This is a genomic window from Veillonella infantium, from assembly GCF_002959895.1.
Taxonomy (GTDB): Bacteria; Bacillota; Negativicutes; order Veillonellales; family Veillonellaceae; genus Veillonella; species Veillonella infantium.
This window is the reverse complement of record NZ_PPDD01000009.1, coordinates 1-16325: the sequence shown is the minus strand read 5'-3', so window position 1 is coordinate 16325 and position 16325 is coordinate 1. Positions and strand designations below refer to the sequence as shown.

The window sequence follows — 16325 nt, the reverse complement described above, 5'->3', positions numbered from 1 at the left end:
TATCTCACCTTAAAACAGACATAAGTTAAAAATATAACAAAGTAATGGTAATAATTAACTAAATAATAGTCTTAATAAAATCTAACAGATTTGTACCTGTAAATAGATAACCTTTTACGCCAGCTGCTTCTGCTGCGTCAACGTCGCGCTGACTATCACCGATAAGAAAACTATCTTTAGGATCTACATTATAATCCTTAATAGCTTGATTAATCATACCAGGCTTTGGCTTTCTACATTCACAATCAACGGCATAAAGAGGTACAGAGCCTTCTTTATGGTGAGGGCAATAATAAAAATGTAAAATTGGTGCCCCACTACGATCTAGTTCTTGAGCCATGTGATCATGTAAAATCTGAACATCAGATTCCTTATAATAACCTCTAGCTACTCCACTTTGATTAGTCACTACAATGAGATCATAGCCCTTGCTATACGCATAAGCCAATGCCGCTTTAGCTCCATCTACCCATTCTAAATCGCTAATTTTGTATAGATAGCTAACATCTTTATTGATAACACCATCGCGATCTAAAAATAATACCTTGCGCATTAACGTAAATATCCTTCGTTATTATCAAGTAATTCACAATATTCTTTAACAGCATCTTCCATTTTATGGAACCCTTTATCATAACCAGCAGCCAACAATTTAGTAGTATCAGCCTCTGTAAAGCTTTGGTATTTGCCTTTTAATACCTCTGGGAATGGAATGTATTCAATTTTGCCTTTACCGTTGTAATCGATAACAGCTTGCATAAACTGGTTAAAGCTATGAGCATTACCTGTACCACAGTTGAAAGTACCAGAAATTTCAGGGTGTTCCCAGAAATAGAAGTTTACATTAACTACGTCTTTAACATAAATAAAGTCACGTGTTTGACCACCATCTTCGTAGCCATCTGTACCTTCAAATAGATTGATAATACCAGTTTCTTTATTTTTGTAGAACATTTGGCGAACTAAGGAAGCCATTTTATCTTTATGAGCTTCATTAGGACCATATACATTGAAGTAACGTAAACCTACAACTTGCGCTGTATACTCACCTTCATATTTACGCACATAACGGTCGAATAACAATTTAGAGTACGCATATGGATTGAGGGCTTCTTCAGCTTCTGGTTTTTCTACGAAACCATTAGTACCATTGCCATAAGTAGATGCAGAGGATGCATAGATAAATGGAATACGACGGTCTTGGCAATAGTGGAATAGATTTTTAGAACCTTCATAATTGTTCTTCATCATGTATTTGCCATTATATTCCATTGTATCCGCACAAGCACCCTCGTGGAATATAACTTCGATAGGACCTACATCAAATGTACCATCAGCAATAGCACAATCAAAATCATCACAATCGATATAATCCAAGAATTCTAAATTTTGAATATTTCGGATTTTACGACCATCTGTAAGGTCATCAACAATAAGAATATCTGTACGACCGCGGTCATTTAACGCTTTCACAATATTACTGCCAATAAAACCAGCACCGCCTGTTACGATAATCATAATTTACCCTCCTTAGCCATAGTAGCTATTTTCCCTACAATATCTGATGTAGAATAACCTTCTTTAAATGAAAGCACCTCTACATGATCTACGGACTCACGCCCAATAATGTCTTCTATTTTATAATCGCCGCCCTTAACAAGCGTATTAGGACGTAAATAAGCTAATAGTTCAGCTGGTGTATCCTCTTCGAATAACACCACACCATCGATACAACGCAATGCGCTTAATAATGCTGCTCTATCCTCTTCACGTACGATGGGACGCGTTTCCCCTTTTAGGCGTCTAACAGAAGCATCGGAATTTAATCCAATAATTAAATGATCCCCTAACTGAGCCGCCTCTTGTAAATATGTAATATGTCCGCGATGAAGAATATCAAAACAACCATTAGTAAACACAACAGTTTCACCTTTGTTTTGCCATTGTGCAATAAGCTGCTTCATCTCTTCTTTTGTGTATAAAGGTTTAGATTGAACACTATGCTTATAAGAATGCCATAAATCCAATAGTTCAGATCGGTGGATTGGATATGTGCCAACCTTAGATACGACAATGCCAGCAGCACCATTTGCGATATGTAATGCCAAACGCATAGATAGACCGCTAGCAAGGCTTGTCATCATCATAGATACAACCGTATCGCCTGCACCACTTACATCGAATACCTCTTGTTGTGTAGCCGGATTATGCCATGTGCGTCCATCCTTTGCAATAACAGTAATCCCTTTTGCAGACCGTGTAGCCACAATGTACTCTAAATCAACATTAGCCAATACTGACTTCGCAGCCTCAACAATCGTGGCATCATCATTTTCTAATTTACGGCCCACACATTCACTAAGCTCTTTTACATTCGGTGTAATACAGGTGGCACCATTATATTTAGACCAGTCTGAACCTTTAGGATCTACAATCGTTTGTACGCCATACTGCTTAGCTAAACTAAAGATTTTTTTTAGCAATGTTGGTGTACAAACACCTTTACCATAATCAGAAACAACAATACCGTCGATACCGGCTTTGCAGAGATTTTCTAACCATGTAGAGAGTTTCTGTTCCTCATGAGCCGTCAAATCTGTAATCGTTTCAAAATCAAGACGCATCATTTGTTGACGGTCACCTAAGATACGCATCTTGGTAATGGTAGAACGATCGTCGCTCGTTAATAAACCTGTTGTATCAATCTTGTCTGTCTCAAGTAACTGTTGTAATAAGCGACCATGGTCATCATTACCAGCAATAGCACCGAGATATACTGTACAATCTAAATTTGATAAGTTCGACGCAACATTACCAGCACCGCCAAGTACTTCTTTCATCTTTACCACACGGTTAACAGGAACCGGTGCTTCTGGAGAAATACGACTTACATCACCAAAAACATAACGATCTACCATAACATCACCTATAACGGCAATCTTTAGATTTGGTAGCTGCTTTGTTAAAAATTGATTAATGGTAGCATTTATCATAATCCACCTATTCCTTACCACAATATACATGCATAACGACTTACATAAAATACTTGGCATCAAACATGTATCTATTTATAAATAAGACCGTAACGGTTAGTAATCTTCTTCAATAATCTCACACATGATATGTCCAGCCAATATATGCATTTCTTGAATACGAGCTGTCACATTACTTGGAATAGCCAACGTAATGTCGCATAATTCAGCTAGTTTCCCACCGCCTTCACCGGTGAAAGCAATGGTATGCATACCAATAGAACGAGCCATTTCTGCAGCTTTCACAACATTCTTGGAGTTCCCAGATGTAGAAATACCGATGAGAACATCACCTGTACGGCCTAAGCCCTCTACTTGACGTGCAAAAACAGATTCAAAATCATAGTCATTTGCAATAGCTGTTAATGCAGATGTATCAGTAGTCAATGCAATACCCGCTAGAGAGCGTCGCTCCTTTTTAAAACGACAAATCAATTCTGCTGCTAAATGTTGAGAGTCCGCAGCAGAGCCACCATTACCACAGAACAAAATTTTATTGCCATTTTCTAAAGCCGCCTTACAGCGATAGGCAATCTCTTGAATGGTATCCATATGCTCCATCGTTTTACCAAAAACTTCAAGATGCTCTGTAAAACGATCTGCAATGATTGGATTTAAATCAGTCATTATAAAATCTCCTTTAATAGTCTATCTGCATTTTTCCAGAACAATTTTTCACATTGCTCCACAGACAAACCTGCCTCTTTAAATGCATCATATAATCGATACATTTCAGAAGCATCTTTAATTTCTGTATCTGGCTTAATACCATCAAAGTCGGTTCCTAATGCCACCACATCTTCTCCGCCTTTATTGATGAGATATAAGCCATGCTTTACTATATCTTCAATCCGGCTTATTGGTGATGTCCCCAAAAATGATTGAGCGAAATTAAGGCCTATAACGCCACCCTTATTAGCAATAAGCTTAATTAAATTATCCGGTAAGTTTCTTGTATGGGCAGTAACTTCGCGCGCATTGGAGTGTGATGCTACAAATGGTACATCTAATACATCACCTAGTTGCTCTGTACCAGCATCGTTAAGATGGGAGCAATCCACAATTATTCCTAAGTCTTGCATAGCCTCCACAAATTCAACACCTTTCGGTGTTAATTTTTTATGCTGCTCACCACAATGTGGCTCACCTAGTCCATTTGAATAATTCCAAGTAAGCGTAATAAGTCGAACCCCATCTTGATAAGCTTGTTTTAGTTTATCTAAATCGCCGCCTAGTACACCGCCCTCTTCAATAGACATGAGAGCTCCAATCTTGCCAGACTCATACACAGACTCTACATCTTGATAAGAGAGCACATGTTGTATGTGCTCTCCATAGTGATGAATTTGTGATGTACATAAATTACGCATCGCTTCATAACGACCATAAGGATCATTTGTCTCACCAAGATTGATAAAAAGTGCAAAATCCTGCACCTTGCTGTGAGCTTTTTGTAATTTTTCTATATCGATTTTCCAAGTATTACGATACAAATCTCCACAATCAGGATAATCTATTAATTTCATTATCGTATCGCAGTGTAAATCTATCATAAAGCCTCACATATAGTATTAGTAATTAATTGCGTTTTGGTTTTTTAGAATCAAGTTTCTTTAATGCTTTCAATTCTTCCATAAAGCTATCAATATTATCAAACTTACGATATACGCTGGCAAAACGAACATATGCAACTTGGTCGATATCTTTTAATTGTTGCAATACAAGTTCACCAATGCGATCCGTAGTTACCTCTTGATTGATTTCATTTCGAATATCACGCTCTACATCGTTAACCACTTGTTCCATCACAGACATTGGTACGGTACGTTTATCACAAGATCGCAATAGACCATTTAATAATTTACCACGATCAAATAATTCACGACGTCCGTTTTTCTTTAATACCATCAGTGGTACTTCTTCTATAATTTCATAGGTAGTAAAGCGACGGCCACAATTGATACATTCGCGGCGACGGCGAATACTATTACCTTCATCAGTCGTTCTAGAGTCTGTTACCTTCGTGTCTGTGTGTTGGCAATAAGGACATCTCATCTGTTACTACTCCTTTTTCTAATAATCACTCTAAAATAGTGCATAATACGCCCATTTTCTCTACTATATATAGTACCATGAAACCCCTTAAAATACAAAGAATCCCTAGGATTTCCTAGGGATTCTTCCATTATTCTAGAGCATTTTATGTTATGAAATACTTTAGAAATAATATTTTTAATTTTATGTACTATTCTAACTATCGTTTAGGAGCATCTTCAACGCGAAGCAAGCAGTCGCCAGATTCAATGCGGCTACCTTCACGAACTAGGATTTCTTCTACGATACCATCGATAGGAGCAGTAATTGTAGTTTCCATCTTCATCGCTTCTGTAACGATCAATGGCTCACCTTTAGCTACAGATTGACCATTTTTAACGAGAATCTTAACAACGGAACCGGACAATGTAGCACCAATTTCACCAGGGTTAGATTCATCCGCTTTACGACGAACAACGCCAGTAGTCTTAGCATGTTTATCATGAACTTTAATACCACGAGGTTGACCATTGAACTCGAACAATACGATACGGTTACCATCTTCATCTGGTTCAGATAAGCCGTTCATTTTGATGATAAGTGTTTTACCTTTTTCGATAGTTACTTGAATTTCTTCGCCCCGTTTCATACCGAAGAAGAATGTTGGAGTATCAAGTACAGATACATTACCAAAGTCTTTTTTAAATTTATTGTAATCTTGGTAAACCTTAGGGTACAAGCAGTATGCACTGATATCTTCATCAGTTGTTTGAGCACCCATTTCACTCAATTCATTGCGAACATGTTCAAAGTCTGTTGGAGGCAATACTGCACCTGGACGAACTGTGATTGGTTTTGCACCTTTCAAGATAATTTTTTGTAACTCTTCAGGGAATCCTTGGTATGGAGTGCCAAGACGACCTTCAAAGAATTCAACTACGGATTGAGGGAAGTCTAATACATCGCCTTTTTCGTAAATATCTTTTTCAGTCAAGTTATTTTGTACCATGTACAATGTCATATCACCTACAACTTTAGAGGATGGCGTTACTTTGATGATATCACCAAACATCATGTTTACTTGGTGGTACATTTTCTTAATATCAGCCCAACGATCACCAAGTCCTACCATCTTAGCTTGTTGTTGCAAGTTGGAATATTGACCACCTGGCATTTCATGTTGATATACTTCAGTGTTAGGATATGCTTCTGCTTTATCTACACCTTTGTAGTAAGGACGAATGCTGCCAAAGTAATGCGACATTTCTTCCATGTAATCAATGTTCATTTCAGGTTGACGGTCATGTCCACTCAATGCATAGTACATGGAGTTCATGCTAGGTTGAGATGTACCATTAGCAAATGCAGAGTATGCTAAGTCGATAACGTCTACACCAGCATCTACAGCGCGACCATAGGAATAGATAGCATTGCCAGAACCTTCATGTGTATGTAAATGAATCGGTACAGTAACAGCATCTTTTAAGGCAGATACAAGATTATAAGCAGCTTGAGGTTTCAATAAACCAGCCATATCTTTGATAGCAATAATATTAGCACCCGCTTTTTCAAGCTCTTTAGCCATATTTACATAGTAGTCTAAATTGTATTTAGGACGGTTGCTATCAAGAATATCTCCTGTATAGCACAATGCTACTTCAGCAATTTTGTTTTGTGCACGAACTTCATCAATAGCTACATGCATATTATCAAGGCTATTTAAGCTATCGAATACACGGAATACATCAATACCATTAGCAGCAGCACGTTGGATAAATTGACGAACTACATTATCTGGATAAGATGTGTAACCTACAGCATTAGCGCCACGAATAAGCATTTGAAGTAATGTATTAGGCACTTCGCGACGGAACATACGTAAGCGTTCCCATGGATCTTCATGTAAGAAACGATAGGATACGTCGAATGTAGCACCGCCCCAACATTCCAAGGAGAATAAGTTAGGAACACCTTTTGCAGCACGACCAGCTACGCGTGCCATATCAATGGTACGTAAACGTGTAGCAAATAAGGATTGGTGAGCATCACGCCATGTTGTATCTGTAAAGAATACTTGTTTTTGATCAGATAACCATTTACTGAAGCCTTCTGGTCCTAATTCATCAAATTTTTGTTTTGTACCAGCTGCTGGAGATACATCTAAATCAGATGGCATTTGAATTGGTTCAAAATCAGGTACCACTTGAGGACCTGCACCAGAGTAGCCATTGATTGTTACGTCAGCAATGTAACGTAATAATTTAGTACCACGATCGCGGTCTGGTTTTAATTCAAACAATTCTGGATGGTCTTCAATGAAGTTAACAGTGTAGTTACCGCTTTGGAATTCAGGATTTTCAAGAACGTTAATCAAGAAGTGAATATTAGTTTTAACGCCACGAATACGGAATTCTTTTAAACAACGAAGCATTTTACGAATAGTTTCTTCGTTGTTAGGACCGAATGCAGTCGCTTTTACAAGCAAGGAATCATAGTAAGGTGTTACTACGGCACCTGTGAAAGCATTACCAGAGTCTAAGCGGATACCAAAGCCACCGGAGCTACGATATGCCAAGATTTTACCTGTATCAGGCATGAAGTTATTTTTAGGGTCTTCTGTAGTGATACGACATTGGATTGCAGTACCTTTACAAGGAACTTCATCTTGTGCTGGAATACCTACTTCTGGGCTATGTAAGTCATAACCTTCAGCAATACGGATTTGAGAATGAACGATATCAATATCTGTAATCATTTCTGTTACAGTATGTTCTACTTGGATACGAGGGTTAACTTCGATGAAATAGAAGGAGCCATCAGCAGTTACCAAGAATTCTACAGTACCCGCATTAACGTAGCCAACATTTTTCATGATTTTTACAGCTGCATCACATACGGCTTTACGAGTTTCCAATGGCAATGCAAAAGCTGGAGCCATTTCAACAACCTTTTGGTGACGACGTTGTACAGAGCAATCACGTTCATGTAAATGAACTACATTACCATGTTCATCACCTAAGATTTGTACTTCAATATGTTTAGGTTCAACAATAAGTTTTTCTACATATACATCATCATCGCCAAAGGCAGCTTTCGCTTCAGATTTAGCACGATCATATGCATCACGAAGATCTTCTTTACGATGAACCTCACGCATACCACGGCCGCCGCCGCCATTTACGGCTTTGATCATCAATGGGAAACCATGAGTATTTGCAAATTCTTCTAATTGTTCAAAATCACGCAATGCCCCATCAGAACCTGGAATCATTGGGATATCTGCCAATTTAGCTTGTGCACGAGCATTAACCTTATCGCCGAACATATTTAAATGTTCTACATGAGGTCCGATAAAGATGATACCTTCTTCACCGCAACGACGAGCGAACTCTTCGTTTTCAGACAAGAAACCATAACCTGGATGGATAGCATCAATATCATGTTCTTTTGCAATACGGATAATATCTTCAATATCAAGATATGCTTCAACAGGTTTTTTACCTTCCCCTACGAGATAGGCTTCGTCAGCTTGGTTACGGTGCAAGGATAATGTATCCTCTTTGGAGTAAATGGCTACAGTTTTGATACCCATTTCATTACATGCACGGAACACGCGGATTGCAATTTCACCACGGTTGGCAACCAATACGGATTTAATTTTTCTCATGTATTGCCTCCTACTAGCTTCCACTAATGTGAACTATCAGCTTTCATTTTTATTAATATATGAATATTTCCTATACTTATAGACAAAACAATATATTTGGACAGCTCATCAAAATTTATGATAAGCATAATATTCATAATTACATATAACTATTATACAATATTTTCCACATATTTAAAGGATTATATTAATTATGAAATCATAAAATACATTATTTGCTGTACATGAGAAAAACTCATATGTCTTTTATCGATGTACATCGAACTAGTTCTATATACTATATAATTAATCACCTAAGAAATGATTCATTAATCGGTTCAGTTGTTCTTGGTCATTGGCCCCCATCAACTCACGTGCAGAATGCATTGCCAATAATGGTAACCCCACATCCATGGTTCTCATCGGCAACATAGCAGATGAAATAGACCCTACAGTAGAGCCCCCTGGTATATCAGAACGATTTACATAAATTTGGTAGTTTGCCTCAGCTTCATCACACAAACCTTTAACGATGGCAATAGCTCTGGCATCACCGGCATAAGATTGGCTACATGCTATTTTTAGGGCTACCCCTTTATTAAGTGTAGGAATATTAGTGATATCGTTTTTCTCAGGATAATTTGGATGTAAACCATGGGCTACATCAGAGGAAACCATAAATCCTTTTGAAATGAAACTTTCCATCTCTTGATTGGAATATCCCAATGCATCATATACACGTTTAACAAGGTTTGGTAAAAGCATGCCTGCCCCACCCTGTTTTGTACGGCTTCCTACCTCTTCATTATCGAAGAGAATAGCACAGCGTACACCATTAGCATTATGTTTACGTGCTTGAATAATCCCTGAAAGGACACCAAAGCAAGATGTTAAATTATCAAGGCGAGGGGCGCTAATGAAATCACCTTCTGTGCCAAGTACACAGCCTTGTTCTGTTGGGTATAATGTCATTTCATAAGACAAAATTTCAGATGGATCACAATTTACCTCTTCAGCTATGAACGTAGTCCACTCATCATATTGAATGTCAGATTCTGGGAATAAACTTGGATTACTTCTATCAGTTAAAGATTTTGAAGAATTTTCCTTATTTTTACGATCCATCATTAATATAGGAAGCATTTCCTTTTGGCGATTTAATTTAACGCCATCATTAACGGAACGATTCATATGTATAGCTAAGTTTGGAACGATTGCGATAGGACGTTTTGTATCAACCAATACAGAGTCTACATCAAAAGCATTATCACCTTTTAATACGACTGTACCCGCAGCCCCTAAAGGACGATCAAGCCATGTATTTTCAATGAGACCACCGTACATTTCCACATTTAACTTGGTATAACCTTTTACTGATGTAATAGGATTTGGTTTAACCCGAATTGCAGGAAAGTCCGTATGCGCTGAAGCAATACGTAATGTGTGTTCTGGTTTCTTTCCTATATGAAAAGCAAACAAAGTAGTACCAAATACATTAACTACATAAGAACCAGAGTCTAATTGCCACTCATCATCTAAATTAAGTTCTGTGAAACCTGAATCCAATAACATTTGTAAACTTGTATCTACTGTATGATACGGAGATGTACAAGCACCAATATATTTCAATAACTGTTCATTATCAAATTTCATAGATTCCTCCTATGTAAAATAATGATGCTATTCGTATATTCACCATGAATAGTTCATTTACGTATAATTTTACAACATATACATTAATAATATATTAACTGCTCTTATTTTATCACAAAAAAGCCGCCCCAAGTGGGACGGCTTTTCGTATATTTTGTAACCACACTATAATCAAACTATGACATATATAGTTTTTAATGTATTACAAGTATATAAAATTCTGGATATCTGGTCTTACCACATACCGATTGCTTTCATCCATACGGAACCAAGGCCCATAAAGATAATTAAGTTGATTACGGATGCGAAGAAACCTAGTTTCCACCATGTATTTTGAGGAACATAACCAGTATTGAAGATTACAGGAGATGGACCTGCAGCATAGTGAGTCAAAGACATACACAAGTTAGATGTGAATGCAATCATCAACAATGTCAACATTGGTGGTGCACCTGCAGAGATAGCAATTGCAGAGAACGCTACGAACATTGCAGAAATATGTGCAGTTAAAGATGCGAATACATAGTGGGAATATGTATTAATAAGTACAGCTATAACGAAGGCAATAATCCAAGATCCTTCTGGAATATAACCGCCTACAAGTACTGTTGCCCATTTGATGAAGCCCAATTTGGACAAGAAACCGGCAAAGCCCATTAATGTACCCATCCAAACTAATGTATCCCAAGCACCTTTTTCACTTTTAACATCGTCCCATACAAGAACACTTGTAGCAAGCAAAATAGAAATACCTAAGAATGCAACAGTTGTAGCATCAATTTTTGTGAATTGAGAAGTAGCCCATAAAACTAAAGCCAAAACAAATACGCCTAGCATAACCCATTCTTGGAAAGACATTTTACCAAGGCCTTTTAACTCTTCTTTAATCATTTGTTGTGCTTCGCGAGCATCTGTAATTTCAGGTGGATATACTTTGTAAATAAAGTACGGCATAATGATCAATGCAATAATACCTGGCACGATGGCAGCCATAGCCCAATCACCCCATGTGATACCAATACCAAAAGATTGAAGCGCCAATGCTGCAACCAATGTGTTACCAGCCATGGATGTTTGGAACATAGCAGATGTAATTGTATTAACTTGATAAATAGATTGCATCAAGAAGGAACCAATTTTACGAGGACCATCTTGAGGTTCAGAACCGAACGCTTTTGCCAAGCTTGTAGTAATTGGCATGATAACACCACCTACACGAGCTGTATTAGATGGAGTTGCTGGAGCCAAAATTAAATCAGATAATGCTAATGCATAAGCCAAACGTAAGGAGCTACTACCAAAAGCAGCAATCAAATTATACGCAATACGTTTCCCCAAACCAGTTTTAATAAAGCCACGAGAGAATAAGAACGCACCTACGATTAACCAAATAGCAGAGTTAGCAAAACCAGAGATAGCTTCGCCGATTTTCAAAGTACCAGTCAAAGCCGCCACAGTAATTACAATGATAGATACGCCACCAATCGGTAATGGCTGAGTAATAAAGCCTACGATAGTAGCAACAAAGATGGCGAATAAATGCCAAGATTGAGGTGTTAAACCCTCAGGCGTTGGAATAAACCATAGGCCTATACCAAAGACCGCTGGAATAATCCAATTTAACAGTTTTTTCATACACATACCTCCTACATAGGAAAAAACTAAAATATATAACTGCTGAAATATCAAGGCATCGCAAGGTGACTATAAAACACATACTAAGCCCCCTATCATACGGTGTCTTCAGTATATATCAGTAGTATTTGAAATTAGAAATATATTTATATCTTCTTATGATAAATATAATATATTACAACATAAAAAGAAATGAGAAAAAGCTGTGCATCACTAGGTATGCACAGCTTTCATCATCATATAAATCCTATTCAGGTAGAGATACGTTCTCTAAGTTTGTTTTTTCGATAGACTCAATATCACCTTGGTCGCAAAGATTTGCAATAGTTGGATCAATTGGCAAACGATTCAACAATAATAGACCGTATTTTTGAAGGATTTCTTCAATGTGGCTTTCACCAAAGATTTGGTAATCCTTACCGTTATCTGGGCAATGGAAGTAAGAGTAGTTTTCCACTACACCAATAATAGGCACTTGCATTAAATCAGCCATCTTAACTGCTTTTTCAACAATCATGGATACCAAGTCTTGAGGAGATGTAACAATGATAATACCATCCAATTTCAAGGATTGGTAAACTGTAATCGCTACGTCACCTGTTCCTGGTGGCATATCAACGAATAAATAATCGATGTCTTTCCAAATAACATCTGTATAGAATTGTTTTACAACATTGCCCAAAATAGGACCACGCCATAAAACTGGATCTGTATCGTTTTCCAAAAGGAGGTTAACAGACATAACGTCAATACCACCTTTGGATTTTACAGGATACATACCAATTTCGTCAGCATATGCTTTTTCCTTGATGCCGAACATTTTAGGAATGGAAGGACCTGTAATATCCGCATCGAGGATACCTACTTTGTAACCTTTACGCGCCATAGTAATAGCCATTAAGCTTGTAACGGAGGATTTACCTACGCCACCTTTACCAGATACTACGCCGATTACATGTTTAACAGAACTAAGCTCGTGTAATGGAGCTGTAAGATCTTGAGGTTGTTGAGGAGCGCCGCCACCGCAACCAGAGGATTGAGATGGGCATCCGCCACAATCACTGCTGCTACCGCAACCCATAGTAAACACCTACTTTCTTTGAGGAACTACCTCACATCTATATGTAAAACCTTTTGTTTATATGGTAAATACAATGTATCTACTGTTACATTGTATCATGTCATATCAAACTTTATCAATATATTACTCACCACAGAATTCTTTAGTTAAAGCTCCAAGAATTTCCATGCCCTTTGTAATTTCTTCTACTGTTGGTACTGTATAGCTCAAACGGAATGCATGTCCTTCCCCTGCTCCATCAGCTGCAAAGGCACCACACTTAATAATCCCTATATTTCTGTCCATACATGCTTCGAAGAATTCATCACAATTTACATCCTCAGGCATCGTCATCCATGCGAACATACCACCAGTAGGCTGTGTTAACTTAACCTTAGAGCTTGCATACTTGTTAAAAGCATTTAACAAGGCATCACATTTTGTTTTATAAACTTTACGTACATTTTCTAAATGTGCGTCGTAATCGATTGTATCGAGCACTTTAGCTACCACTTTTTGCGTAACTAATGGCATTTGCCCTGCCGTATTATTTTTTAATGCTTGAATAGCTTCAATAACTTTAGCTGGGCCAAATAAGAAACCTACACGCAAACCAGCAGATAATGTCTTTGAATACGAACCTGCATAGAGAACACGATTTTCTGTATCAAAGGATTTAAATGTTGGAATGTACTCACCAGCAAAGCGAATCTCACCGTATGGATCATCTTCATAGATAAACAAATCATATTTAGACGCAATAGCGTAAATTTCTTTACGGCGTTCCAACGGCATTGTAATACCTGTTGGATTTTGGAAGTTAGGAATGAGATAAATATATTTACCTTTACCAGATTGAGCCGCTTTTTCTAATTCACTAGGAATCATGCCATACTCATCAGTCTTAATACCTAATGCTTTACCACCCATATTGCGTACAGAATTAATGGCACTGGTAAAAGTGAATTCATCCATGTATACTTCATCGCCAGGTTCTAATACAGTAATCGGTACAAGACCTAAGAGTTGCCCCGCCCCATTAGAGATAATAAGACCTTGTCCTTCTGGATTCATCTTATGCGTTTTTACAAGACGATCTAATGTCAATTCTGCTAATCGTGCATCACCTTGCATTGGTCCATATTGTAAAAGACTCATTGGATTAGAGTGAACTACTTCATCAAAAGCCTTTTCGATGATTTCCACAGGAATCGCTTCTGGCGCTGGATTGCCAATACCAAAGCTGATAAAACCTTCTACGCCTACACCACGTTCAAATACTTCGCGAATAAAATTTGGACCTTTTAAAGTGACACGTTCAGGAAGAGAAAAACTCATACAATCGCCTCTTTCATATATACTAAGTTAAAAATATTACTACGTTAAAAAATTACGCATTAGGATCATGTTCTTGTTCAGCATTCTTCTTATTAATATAGTTCTTATATACTTTCCAAAGAATGAAGTATACAACACCTGCAACAAGAACAATAATTCCTAATCGCCCCATATTTTCTTGGAAATTTACAATATCTGTACCGATAGCAACTTCAAGAGCTGTAGATGGGAATTTACCAATTAAATTTGCTAAGATGTAGTCTCTCGGTTTAATTTTACTAATAGCACCTAGTGCCGTAATAACACCAGATGGGAAGTATGGTAAGGATCGTGCAAATAACATAACCACAAAACCATTTTTACCAGAGAAATCATCTACTTTCATCAATACCGTACTCTTAGCAATGAGCTTATCCGCTGTATCACGTAAGAAGTAACGCATAATATAAAAGCTAATGACTACGCCAATTGTTTCTGCAAGCCAAGAAATAATTATGCCTGGCCACATACCAAACACTAGACCGTTTGCGGTAGATATAAAGATAGATGGTAAGAAACCAACAGCATTAACAAAAATATCAAGAAGCATACTAACGACCATGGCCATAGGACCAAAGCCTTGAATATACTCTGCTATTTCATCCATGGATCCACTAGTCGCTAAATGCCACATAGTTGGATAAAATGTAGGATCTACTATATGGATGGCAATTAATAGAATGACAAAACCAATGCCTGCTATTAACTGTACCCAACCTTCACCAGAAGGCTTTAATTTTCTTGTACTCATATATACCTCGTTTTATAAAAAACTAGTTCCATTATATCACGGATTCTATAGAACTGTTATATATAGTTCCCCCTTCTTTAATTCTATTCTAATTAACAATCTGTCTATATTCGATAATAAACCTATATATTCCATTTTTTCGATTACTACCAGTTAAAAATATTATTATTAGAACTTATATGGGTTACTTTTATAGATACTACCAGTTAAAAGTAATTATTTTTAACTGGTAGTATCTATAAATATGTATTATTACATTAGCATAAAAATTATAGAAAGATGTATAATACTATTATAACGAGAATTTTCTTAATGAAAGAAGGTATATTATGGTATCAGCAGGTCAAACAGCTACGGCAACTGTAACAGTTACAGAATCCAATATTGCAAAAACAATGAAGTCCGGTTCTTTAGAGGTCTTTGCCACTCCAGCCATGTGCGCTTTGATGGAAGAAGCAGCACAAGCAGCAGTACAACCATATTTAGAAGAAGGTGAAGGCACTGTAGGTATTGCTTTATCCATCACTCATGAAGCACCTACTCCACTTGGTGCAACAGTAACTGCTAAAGCTACAGTTAGCGCTATAGAAGGGCGTAAAATAACTTTTGATATTGAAGCATCTGATGGTGTCGGTATCATTGGTCGCGGAACTCATGAACGATTTGTTATTAATAACGAAAAATTTATGGCCAAAGTGGCAAGTAGAGCAAAATCTAACTAATAGTTTACTATTTTACCAATAGATTTATGACTAATAAATTTATTACTATTAGATTTATTGCTAATATCTTACTTACTTTATTAAAATAATAAAATACATAGAAAAAACGGCATCTATCAAACGATAGATGCCGTTTCTATTATTGTCTTTAGACTGGTTCGCGACGTAGTCGCGAATCATTAAACCACCCGCTATGCGGGTGCGGCAACGAAAGTTATACAAAAAAATCACCTTGCTTAAGTATAATGTAGGTGTTCAAGCCGCATTATATGCAAAAGAAAGGTGATTTTATATGGCAACAAAGACACAGAGCCTTGCGCACACAAAATGGTTATGCAAATACCACATAGTATTTACACCTAAGTATAGACGTAAAGTTATATATAATCAATACAGAAATAGTTTACGTGAAATA

The 16325-nt window shown here is 37.2% G+C and carries 14 protein-coding genes; 2 read left to right on the top strand and 12 right to left on the bottom strand.

Annotated features, from left to right (window positions below; all coding sequences use genetic code 11):
* Window positions 1-58: 58 nt before the first annotated feature.
* The 12 genes from VCHSUH03_RS05095 to VCHSUH03_RS05040 all read right to left on the bottom strand — a co-directional run bounded on the left by VCHSUH03_RS05095 (window position 59) and on the right by VCHSUH03_RS05040 (window position 15188).
* Window positions 59-553, bottom strand: a complete 495-nt coding sequence (locus VCHSUH03_RS05095; RefSeq protein WP_105094259.1) for a D-glycero-alpha-D-manno-heptose-1,7-bisphosphate 7-phosphatase — start codon at window positions 551-553, stop codon at window positions 59-61.
* Window positions 553-1518 (bottom strand): ADP-glyceromanno-heptose 6-epimerase, encoded by a 966-nt coding sequence (rfaD, locus tag VCHSUH03_RS05090; RefSeq protein ID WP_105094258.1) that lies wholly within the window; start codon window positions 1516-1518, stop codon window positions 553-555. The genes VCHSUH03_RS05095 and rfaD overlap by 1 nt, the downstream gene beginning before the upstream one ends.
* The gene (rfaE1, locus tag VCHSUH03_RS05085) at window positions 1515-2993 is read right to left on the bottom strand and encodes a D-glycero-beta-D-manno-heptose-7-phosphate kinase (protein WP_105094257.1); all 1479 of its coding nucleotides are present in this window, start codon (window positions 2991-2993) and stop codon (window positions 1515-1517) included. Before rfaE1 ends, rfaD begins: the two co-directional genes overlap by 4 nt.
* 96 nt (window positions 2994-3089) lie before the next feature.
* A complete protein-coding gene (gene gmhA / locus VCHSUH03_RS05080) occupies window positions 3090-3659 on the bottom strand; it encodes a D-sedoheptulose 7-phosphate isomerase (RefSeq protein ID WP_060924703.1) in 570 nt (189 codons plus the stop codon).
* Window positions 3659-4585 carry a dipeptidase gene (locus VCHSUH03_RS05075; RefSeq protein WP_105094256.1) on the bottom strand — a complete coding sequence of 309 codons (927 nt, stop codon included), beginning with the start codon at window positions 4583-4585 and terminating at the stop codon, window positions 3659-3661. Before VCHSUH03_RS05075 ends, gmhA begins: the two co-directional genes overlap by 1 nt.
* 25 nt (window positions 4586-4610) lie before the next feature.
* Complete coding sequence (gene nrdR, locus VCHSUH03_RS05070) at window positions 4611-5087, bottom strand: transcriptional regulator NrdR (RefSeq protein WP_060924705.1); 477 nt, start codon at window positions 5085-5087, stop codon at window positions 4611-4613.
* A gap of 199 nt (window positions 5088-5286) precedes the next feature.
* Entirely contained in the window at window positions 5287-8733 is a 3447-nt protein-coding gene (locus tag VCHSUH03_RS05065) for a pyruvate carboxylase (protein WP_105094255.1), read from the bottom strand.
* 285 nt (window positions 8734-9018) lie between these two features.
* Complete coding sequence (locus VCHSUH03_RS05060; RefSeq protein WP_105094254.1) at window positions 9019-10365, bottom strand: M18 family aminopeptidase; 1347 nt, start codon at window positions 10363-10365, stop codon at window positions 9019-9021.
* A gap of 234 nt (window positions 10366-10599) precedes the next feature.
* The gene (locus VCHSUH03_RS05055; protein ID WP_105094253.1) at window positions 10600-12000 is read right to left on the bottom strand and encodes an anion permease; all 1401 of its coding nucleotides are present in this window, start codon (window positions 11998-12000) and stop codon (window positions 10600-10602) included.
* 247 nt (window positions 12001-12247) lie between these two features.
* A complete protein-coding gene (locus VCHSUH03_RS05050; protein WP_105094252.1) occupies window positions 12248-13081 on the bottom strand; it encodes an Mrp/NBP35 family ATP-binding protein in 834 nt (277 codons plus the stop codon).
* A gap of 123 nt (window positions 13082-13204) precedes the next feature.
* Window positions 13205-14398 (bottom strand): aminotransferase-like domain-containing protein, encoded by a 1194-nt coding sequence (locus VCHSUH03_RS05045; protein WP_105094251.1) that lies wholly within the window; start codon window positions 14396-14398, stop codon window positions 13205-13207.
* Window positions 14399-14450: 52 nt separating this feature from the next.
* Window positions 14451-15188 carry a TVP38/TMEM64 family protein gene (locus VCHSUH03_RS05040; RefSeq protein WP_105094250.1) on the bottom strand — a complete coding sequence of 246 codons (738 nt, stop codon included), beginning with the start codon at window positions 15186-15188 and terminating at the stop codon, window positions 14451-14453.
* Between the two features lie 329 nt (window positions 15189-15517).
* Here VCHSUH03_RS05040 and VCHSUH03_RS05035 point away from each other — a divergent pair, with 329 nt between their 5' ends.
* Both VCHSUH03_RS05035 and VCHSUH03_RS05030 read left to right on the top strand, forming a co-directional pair.
* Window positions 15518-15910 carry a thioesterase family protein gene (locus VCHSUH03_RS05035; RefSeq protein WP_105094249.1) on the top strand — a complete coding sequence of 131 codons (393 nt, stop codon included), beginning with the start codon at window positions 15518-15520 and terminating at the stop codon, window positions 15908-15910.
* 292 nt (window positions 15911-16202) lie between these two features.
* Window positions 16203-16325: transposase (locus tag VCHSUH03_RS05030; RefSeq protein ID WP_174683259.1), on the top strand; the 123-nt coding region annotated here is incomplete at its 3' end.

Bases quoted from the DNA above. Each gene is read 5' to 3' on its own strand.
- rfaD (WP_105094258.1), bottom strand. From the start codon at position 1,518: ATGATTATCGTAACAGGCGGTGCTGGTTTTATTGGCAGTAATATTGTG.
- nrdR (WP_060924705.1), bottom strand. From the start codon at position 5,087: ATGAGATGTCCTTATTGCCAACACACAGACACGAAGGTAACAGACTCT.
- VCHSUH03_RS05095 (WP_105094259.1), bottom strand. From the start codon at position 553: ATGCGCAAGGTATTATTTTTAGATCGCGATGGTGTTATCAATAAAGAT.
- VCHSUH03_RS05060 (WP_105094254.1), bottom strand. From the start codon at position 10,365: ATGAAATTTGATAATGAACAGTTATTGAAATATATTGGTGCTTGTACA.
- VCHSUH03_RS05055 (WP_105094253.1), bottom strand. From the start codon at position 12,000: ATGAAAAAACTGTTAAATTGGATTATTCCAGCGGTCTTTGGTATAGGC.
- VCHSUH03_RS05035 (WP_105094249.1), top strand. From the start codon at position 15,518: ATGGTATCAGCAGGTCAAACAGCTACGGCAACTGTAACAGTTACAGAA.
- gmhA (WP_060924703.1), bottom strand. From the start codon at position 3,659: ATGACTGATTTAAATCCAATCATTGCAGATCGTTTTACAGAGCATCTT.
- VCHSUH03_RS05045 (WP_105094251.1), bottom strand. From the start codon at position 14,398: ATGAGTTTTTCTCTTCCTGAACGTGTCACTTTAAAAGGTCCAAATTTT.
- VCHSUH03_RS05040 (WP_105094250.1), bottom strand. From the start codon at position 15,188: ATGAGTACAAGAAAATTAAAGCCTTCTGGTGAAGGTTGGGTACAGTTA.
- VCHSUH03_RS05065 (WP_105094255.1), bottom strand. From the start codon at position 8,733: ATGAGAAAAATTAAATCCGTATTGGTTGCCAACCGTGGTGAAATTGCA.
- VCHSUH03_RS05050 (WP_105094252.1), bottom strand. From the start codon at position 13,081: ATGGGTTGCGGTAGCAGCAGTGATTGTGGCGGATGCCCATCTCAATCC.
- VCHSUH03_RS05075 (WP_105094256.1), bottom strand. From the start codon at position 4,585: ATGATAGATTTACACTGCGATACGATAATGAAATTAATAGATTATCCT.
- rfaE1 (WP_105094257.1), bottom strand. From the start codon at position 2,993: ATGATAAATGCTACCATTAATCAATTTTTAACAAAGCAGCTACCAAAT.